Here is a 7,231-nt window from a genome sequence, read left to right as displayed (position 1 = left end):
GTTTGGCGACTAGAACATCATATCATGTTTCAACTTGCGTTGTCAACATGTTTTTTATCTCTGTGCTGTCAGGCGTTGTTGCTCGCTGACGACGCCTATAAATATAACACGCACTCCAATCATCGTCAATAGTTTTTTTATAATAATCTTGAACTCATACAATATGCCGTACACAGCCAAACCAGCTTAGCACATATCCTCCCATAAAACCATATCAGCATCAGCACTGATTTAAACGAGGACAGTAACTTACATCGACAGCTGCCCTCGTATTTTTTATCATCATTCTTTGATTCGGTATTCCCGATGGTATATTGCCTTGCCTTTCGTTTCTGTCAGCACCGCTTCAATGATCTCCTTCTCCTCTAAATAATTGAGGAGTGCACTCAAATGCGCAGCATAGGCTTCCACTTCCGGTCTGTTTTTCAATTCCCCGAAGGTCCATGCCTCATCCTTCATACGCATGACACGCAGCAGGTGCTCCGCAGCGGAGTGGGATCTGGCATTGATGGCAACATTGACGGCAAGCAGCATAAGCTGCACCCGCTGATCCGTTTCCTCCTTACTCTGGATGAATTCTTCACAAAGCTTATATACTTCCGAATCTATTCTACGCACCTGATTCCAAACGGTGACTTCCGGGTGATGTCCTTTTTCGATGATGGACAGCCGAGCCAGGTAATGCAGACAACGGACCATCCGCGTATATGCATCGAGGTACTGCCCGCTGTCATGGAGATCCTTTGTCTCGGCATAGGCACTTATCAATTTTGCAAATTCGATCGTCATTTTCAATTTCCGCTTTTCATATGGGAAGCTCGCCAGCTCGTTTTTCAGTTTTTCAATATATTCATTCCGATCGAAAACAACCTTTCCTTCGAAGATCCATTCAACCGCCCGCCGATATGTGCTAGTGTCAATCCAATAATGAAGCAGCGACTCCTCGACGATATGCATCGCTGCTATCTTCCCCTCATAACTGTAATGCTTCGTGAACCACGGCTCGTCTGCCTGTTTGACGATCACCAACAGAATCATATCGAAATTATCCGTGGTCGGACTTACCGGCTTTGTCTTTTCCACTAGGATGATACCCAATGTATTCGGCATACTGGCACGTTCTTGATAAATCGGACGAAGAATGTTCTCCAAGGCAATCCCTCCGCTGTGTAATTCTATATATTTTAGTAGTAATTCAACATATTTCTTCAAAATCCTCTTTTACCTGACAAAAGAAAAGCCTTCATCACAAACGTGACAAAGGCATTTCTATCTATAGAAGACTGCGCTCGAGGTTAATGCTTGGTTGTTTGCTGACAATCCGGGCACGTACCATACAACTCCAACCGATGGTGAGTTACATCGAAATCAGTTACCTGGGCAGCGAGCTTCTCTACTTCATAAAGACTTGGATAATGGAAATCGACAATCTTCCCACATGAATCGCAAATCAAATGGTAGTGTTCATCTGTATCACAATCGAATCGGCTGGAGGAATCTCCATAAGTCAACTCCCGTACCAACCCGTTCTCACGGAACACACGAAGGTTGTTGTAGACCGTTGCTACGCTCATATTAGGAAACTTATCCTCTAGCGCTCGATATATATCATCAGCGGTAGGATGGATCTTGGAATTCAGCAAGAACTCAAGCACCGCATGACGCTGTGGTGTTATTCTGACGCCGGATTCTTTCAATCGCTCCACTGCTGCTTGTAATCTCTGTTCAGACACCGTCATGCACCTCGCTTTCACTTGTAGATAAAACATTTGTCTAAACGATGACTATTCTTACATTATACTTCTTCTAAATTGTAAAGGGCGTTGCCTGATCTTGTCAATAAAAAACCCTGCTACCCTTTAAATATCCGGGACAAGCAGAATCTCTTCTGCCCCATGCAGGAGATTGGCATACCTTGCCGCGACAAAAAGATAATCAGACAAGCGGTTAATGAAGCGGAGTACCTCGTTGCTGCCATCTCCCTCTGTCAAAGCGACAATCAATCTTTCCGCTCGTCGTACAATGGTGCGCGCTTGATGCAAAGCAGCAGAGCTTGGGCATCCGCCTGGCAGGATGAATTGTTTCAGCGGAGGCAGCTCTTCTGTCCATCGATCGACTTCCATCTCCAAACTGGCTGTGTGCTTTGCTTCCAGCTTCCATTGAACCTCTTTATCAGGCGGCGTCGCAAGTTCAGCTCCTGCATGAAAGAGCAGTGTCTGGACACGCTGCAATGATTGACGGAAAGGAGCATTTTCAACCGTCATTAAACCGACTGCCGTGCCAATTGCTGCATTCGCTTCATCCAACGTGCCATAAGCCTCGACGCGAGGATGATTTTTCGGCACCCTCGTTCCATAGATAAGGGAAGTCTCCCCTTTATCCCCTGTTTTCGTGTAAATCTTCATTAGTATCCTCTGTCCAAATCGATTTTATTTATATACTGCTTCTCGGCTGATTCGTCTGTATATACCGTTAAGTTCTTTTCGAAGATATCCATTGCCCGCTCGATATAATGCGGGGATTTACCGGCCATATGCGGAGTCAACACAACACGTTCATGATCCCAGAAAGGATGATCCTCAGGAAGCGGTTCCTCTTCGAAAACATCCAGCACGGCAGCTTTTATCTTTTCTTTGTCCAAAGCATCCAGCAGCACTTCCGTCGCCACAGCATCTCCACGCCCCATATTGAGGAAGACCGCATGCTTCGGCATAAGGTCGAAGTGATTTTCTTTATAGAAATATTTGGTTTCCTTCGTACTTGGCAGAATGGAAATCAGATAATCTGCATGCGGAAGGACTATGTCAATATCTTTCTGTTTATATACTTCATCAAAATACTCTTTCGGAGAACCGCTGCGGCTCACACCGATTGTATGCATCCGGAAGGCTTTCCCTAACCGGGCCACTTCCTGACCGATGGCACCAGCCCCGACGACTACCAGTTTTTTCGCTGTGATTTCATCTATCATCAGATCCTTATCCCATACATGCTCTTCTTGCTTCTTCAGGAAAGCACGCTCATTGCGGGCCACAGCCAGTATCGACGAAATCGCATATTCCGCCATCTGGATTCGATGGATACCATTGGCGTTTGTCAGCATGATGCCTTTTTGGGCCATCAGCTCAAGCGGCAGATTATCGACACCAGCAGAAATGACCATGATCCACTTCAGCTTATCCGCTTTGCGGAGCGATGCCTCATCCGCTCCCCTTCCGCCGGTAACCAAGATTTCCGCTTCTTTGATGCGTTCCTCTGTTTCTTCTTTTGTGGAACTGAACTGGAAAGTGATATCCGGATAAGAAGTTTCAAAATGCCGTTTCATTCGCTGATCTAATTTCACTGCTACGAGAACTTGCATATGTATCCCCTCCAAAAGTGTATGTATTTGTTTTCTCCCTTTACTATACCCTTTTTGCATCGAGCACGAAAAGCAACAGCCTTCATAAAAAAAGCCCAGACACTTAATGTCTGAGCCAATATCATGTAGGGGAGGTTTCATGCTGTACTATATGCAAGCAATGACCTCCCTGTATATGCGCTTGTCACGGATTGAGCCCTTTCAGTTCATCCAGTACAAATATGCCATCCTTGCGTATCAGCACATCATCAAAATAAATCTCGCCTCCGCCATATTCGGGGCGCTGGATGAGCACCAGGTCCCAGTGGACGGAGGAGCTGTTGCCATTCTCGGTCTCGTCATAGGAATCCCCGGGCGTGAAATGCAGGCTGCCGGAAATTTTTTCATCAAAGAGGATATTCCCCATCGGCTCCTTGATGACAGGATTCACCCCGAGGGCAAACTCACCAATGTAGCGTGACCCTTCATCTGTGTCCAGCACTTCATTCAAATTATCGGTGTGATCGGATACTGCCTTGACAATCTTCCCATTCTCGAAGTTGAGGGATACTTGATGATGGATGACACCTTGGTAAGGACTTGGCGTATTATATGTAATCGTCCCATTCACACTGTCTTTGACAGGTGCGGTGTATACTTCCCCATCCGGTACATTATGTGTACCTGCACAAATGACTGCTGGTATGTCTTTGATGGAAAATGAAATATCCGTTTCCGGACCGACGATACGAACGCGATCTGTACGCTCCATCAAATCCTTCAACGGCTGCTGTGCTTGGCGCATCACCTCGTAATCGACTGTGCTTACATCCATCACATAATCGTAAAATTGATCATGATTCATCCTCGCCTTCTGCGCCGCCGCAGGTGTCGGATATTCGAACAGCACCCATTTCTGGTTTTCATACAAGTAGTCATCGGATGCCTTCATCAGCTTCCCATGCTTGATGAACTGGTCATTCGGAACGCTGCCCAGCTCTGCATCATTTTCTTTTCCCCGAATCACGAGAAAAGCATCAGTATCCTTGAACTGTTCCAAATTCCATTTATCGGTCAAACGGAACTGTTCTGCCGGGGCATGCTCCATGATGATTCGTTCTGTTTCTTCTTCATTCCAAAATAAGAATGGAATAGCACCCAGCGCATACGTTTCCTTCAGGATTTCCTTCACAAGCGGTTTACTGGCTGGAACTGCACTGATAATGACTTTCTCATTTTCTTTCAGCTCCAGACTATGAGATAAAAGCAGCTTGGCTAGTTTATTCAAGCGAGGATCTTTCATCGATATCATCTCCTTTATTTTCCATCATAACAAAAACGACCCAATGCATGTGCATTGGGTCGCGAATATCATTGCAGATTGTCCTGGATGAACTGCAGCGCTTCTTCGGTATGTCCGTCCACTTTCACCTTGCGGAATTCCTTTTGAAGGTTTCCCTCTTTGTCGATGATGAAAGTGGAGCGTTCGATTCCGTAATATTCTTTGCCGAAGTTCTTTTTCAGCTTCCAGCATTCGTAATCTTCTGCCACGGCATGGTCTACGTCTGCTAGCAAAAGGAATGGCAAATCGAATTTGTTGATGAATTTTTCGTGGCTTTCTATCGGGTCCGGGCTGACACCGATGATGACTGCATCCAGATCGGTGAATTTATCATGATTATCACGGAAACTGCACGCCTCTGTCGTACAGCCTGGTGTATTATCTTTTGGATAGAAATAAAGTACGACGTTTTTACCTTTGAAGTCGTGAAGGGAAACGATTTCTCCGTTTGTCGCAGGCAGGGTGAAGCTTGGTGCTGCTTTGCCGATTTCTGTTGTCATGGAAAGACCTCCTTGAATTACTGATATATCTTAGCGTATCCGATTTAAGCCAGGAGCACAACTAATCTCCTTCGCCATTCATCTTTTGCCTTACGACCGTGTGCTGCCATACCTTCAAAACCAATCCAGAGGGCAGCAGATATCCGATCAGCGCCTCAATCAGTGCCAGGAACCGACCGACACCTACAGGCAGGATATCACCGTAGCCTACGGTAAGTAACGTGACCCCGCTGAAATAGATGGAATGCAGCAAGGAACCTGCAAGCGAGGAATCGATCAGGTCACCGCCTTCTGCAAGAACGATGCCTTCAATCGACAGGATGAAATAAAACAGGCCAAAAGCGAGCATCACACTTACATATAGGAACAACAAAGATAGGAATAAATCGATAGAAAATATCGAGGAGGATTTCACCTCATGTTTAAAAAAGGAATACATACAGCCGATCAAGGCAATGAATATCACGATCACCAATACAAACACCATGTCCATCCCTCCGGTCCAGCTGCAAAAGCCAGGAACTGGTGGATACGCAATGGGAAGGACACATTCCACCCTCCCTTTTTCATCCTTCCATTCCCAAACGCTTTCTCCGCTTTTCTAATTAGTTATTAGTTTACGAGCGGCATGTCCCGACTATGTGCAAGCAAGCTGCTTTTTTCGAAGAGCCATAGGGACTGTGCTATACTGGAGGAGAGAATGATACGGAGGTTTACCTATGATGAATAAGACGAAATCAGAACAGTTACATAAAGAAGCACAGGAGCATATCGTCGGCGGTGTGAATTCCCCATCCCGCTCGTTCAAGGCCGTCGGCGGCGGTTCCCCGATATATATGGAGAAAGCACAAGGGGCTTATTTCTGGGATGTGGATGGCAACAAGTACATCGATTATCTAGCTGCATACGGCCCGATCATCACTGGTCATGCGCACCCGCATATTGCAGAAGCCATCACCAAAGCAGCCCACAACGGTGTGTTATACGGAACACCGACACGCCTGGAGAATCAATTCGCGCAAATGCTGAAGGAAGCAATCCCTTCCCTGCATAAAGTCCGCTTCACGAACTCCGGTACAGAAGCAGTCATGACGACGATCCGCGTCGCCCGTGCCTATACCGGACGCAATAAACTGATCAAATTTGCCGGCTGCTATCATGGCCATTCCGATCCGGTACTGGTGGAGGCAGGGTCAGGTCCTTCCACCCTGGGTACACCAGATTCCGCTGGTGTACCAGCATCCATCGCGGCAGATATGATCACCGTTCCATTCAATGATCCAGATGCATTGTATGACGCTTTGGAAAAATGGGGCGACCAGATTGCCGGTATCCTTGTCGAACCGATCGTCGGCAACTTCGGCATCGTGACACCAGAGCCCGGCTTCCTTGAAAAGGTGAATGAGTATGCGCATGCCAAAGGTGCACTTGTCATCTATGATGAAGTAATCACAGCGTTCCGCTTCACCTACGGCAGCGCCCAGCAGCTTCTCGGCGTGGAACCGGATCTGACAGCAATGGGTAAAATCATCGGCGGCGGCCTTCCGATTGGTGCCTATGGCGGCAAAAAAGAAATCATGGATCAAGTCGCACCTCTCGGACCTGCTTATCAGGCTGGTACAATGGCCGGAAACCCAGCCTCCATGGCAGCAGGCATCGCTTGTTTGGAAGTACTGCAGCAGCCAGGTGTATATGATCGCTTTGAAGAGCTTGGGGCGAAACTGGAAAATGGCATCAAACAGCATGCAGCCGACGCTGGCATAACGATCACTGTCAATCGCGTAAAAGGCGCTCTTGCGGTCTACTTCACAGATGAAAAAGTAACGAATTATGCACAAGCTTCTGCATCCGACGGCGAGAAATTCGCCCAGTTCTTCCAGCTTATGCTGGCTCAAGGGATCAATCTTGCTCCTTCTAAATATGAAGCATGGTTCATTACGACCGCCCATACAGAGGAAGATATCGAGCGGACATTGGAAGCCGTGAAATCAAGCTTCGAACAAATGAAATAAGGGTATGCTAAAAGGCATCAGCACTTTCGCTGATGCC

General features: G+C 46.9%; 8 protein-coding genes. 1 reads left to right on the top strand and 7 read right to left on the bottom strand.

Annotation, left to right across the window (positions count from 1 at the left end; translation table 11 throughout):
* Positions 1-282: 282 nt before the first annotated feature.
* The 7 genes from CHH53_RS16920 to CHH53_RS16890 all read right to left on the bottom strand — a co-directional run bounded on the left by CHH53_RS16920 (position 283) and on the right by CHH53_RS16890 (position 5,669).
* Positions 283-1,152 carry a nucleotidyltransferase-like protein gene (locus CHH53_RS16920; RefSeq protein WP_095217310.1) on the bottom strand — a complete coding sequence of 290 codons (870 nt, stop codon included), beginning with the start codon at positions 1,150-1,152 and terminating at the stop codon, positions 283-285.
* Positions 1,153-1,295: 143 nt separating this feature from the next.
* On the bottom strand, positions 1,296-1,739 hold the full coding sequence (perR, locus tag CHH53_RS16915; protein ID WP_095217309.1) for a peroxide-responsive transcriptional repressor PerR: 444 nt from the start codon (positions 1,737-1,739) through the stop codon (positions 1,296-1,298).
* Positions 1,740-1,859: 120 nt separating this feature from the next.
* Positions 1,860-2,405, bottom strand: coding sequence for a cob(I)yrinic acid a,c-diamide adenosyltransferase (locus CHH53_RS16910; protein WP_095217308.1), 546 nt, complete (start codon positions 2,403-2,405; stop codon positions 1,860-1,862).
* Entirely contained in the window at positions 2,405-3,361 is a 957-nt protein-coding gene (locus CHH53_RS16905) for a D-2-hydroxyacid dehydrogenase (protein ID WP_095217307.1), read from the bottom strand. The genes CHH53_RS16910 and CHH53_RS16905 overlap by 1 nt, the downstream gene beginning before the upstream one ends.
* A 184-nt stretch (positions 3,362-3,545) precedes the next feature.
* On the bottom strand, positions 3,546-4,643 hold the full coding sequence (locus tag CHH53_RS16900; RefSeq protein ID WP_095217306.1) for an aminopeptidase: 1,098 nt from the start codon (positions 4,641-4,643) through the stop codon (positions 3,546-3,548).
* A gap of 68 nt (positions 4,644-4,711) precedes the next feature.
* Positions 4,712-5,182 carry a thioredoxin-dependent thiol peroxidase gene (gene bcp / locus CHH53_RS16895; RefSeq protein WP_095217305.1) on the bottom strand — a complete coding sequence of 157 codons (471 nt, stop codon included), beginning with the start codon at positions 5,180-5,182 and terminating at the stop codon, positions 4,712-4,714.
* A 61-nt stretch (positions 5,183-5,243) separates the two neighbouring features.
* Positions 5,244-5,669 (bottom strand): potassium channel family protein, encoded by a 426-nt coding sequence (locus CHH53_RS16890; RefSeq protein ID WP_233135194.1) that lies wholly within the window; start codon positions 5,667-5,669, stop codon positions 5,244-5,246.
* A gap of 235 nt (positions 5,670-5,904) precedes the next feature.
* On the opposite strand from CHH53_RS16890, the gene CHH53_RS16885 reads away from it, so the two are divergent.
* Complete coding sequence (locus CHH53_RS16885; RefSeq protein ID WP_095217311.1) at positions 5,905-7,194, top strand: glutamate-1-semialdehyde 2,1-aminomutase; 1,290 nt, start codon at positions 5,905-5,907, stop codon at positions 7,192-7,194.
* Positions 7,195-7,231: the final 37 nt, after the last annotated feature.

Origin of the sequence: Terribacillus sp. 7520-G, from assembly GCF_002271665.1 — a bacterium.
Lineage (GTDB): Bacteria > Bacillota > Bacilli > Bacillales > Amphibacillaceae > Terribacillus.
This window is presented reverse-complemented; position numbering and strand designations above follow the sequence as displayed.

Bases quoted from the DNA above. Each gene is read 5' to 3' on its own strand.
- perR (WP_095217309.1), bottom strand. From the start codon at position 1,739: ATGACGGTGTCTGAACAGAGATTACAAGCAGCAGTGGAGCGATTGAAA.
- CHH53_RS16910 (WP_095217308.1), bottom strand. From the start codon at position 2,405: ATGAAGATTTACACGAAAACAGGGGATAAAGGGGAGACTTCCCTTATC.
- CHH53_RS16905 (WP_095217307.1), bottom strand. From the start codon at position 3,361: ATGCAAGTTCTCGTAGCAGTGAAATTAGATCAGCGAATGAAACGGCAT.
- CHH53_RS16900 (WP_095217306.1), bottom strand. From the start codon at position 4,643: ATGAAAGATCCTCGCTTGAATAAACTAGCCAAGCTGCTTTTATCTCAT.
- bcp (WP_095217305.1), bottom strand. From the start codon at position 5,182: ATGACAACAGAAATCGGCAAAGCAGCACCAAGCTTCACCCTGCCTGCG.
- CHH53_RS16890 (WP_233135194.1), bottom strand. From the start codon at position 5,669: ATGGTGTTTGTATTGGTGATCGTGATATTCATTGCCTTGATCGGCTGT.
- CHH53_RS16885 (WP_095217311.1), top strand. From the start codon at position 5,905: ATGAATAAGACGAAATCAGAACAGTTACATAAAGAAGCACAGGAGCAT.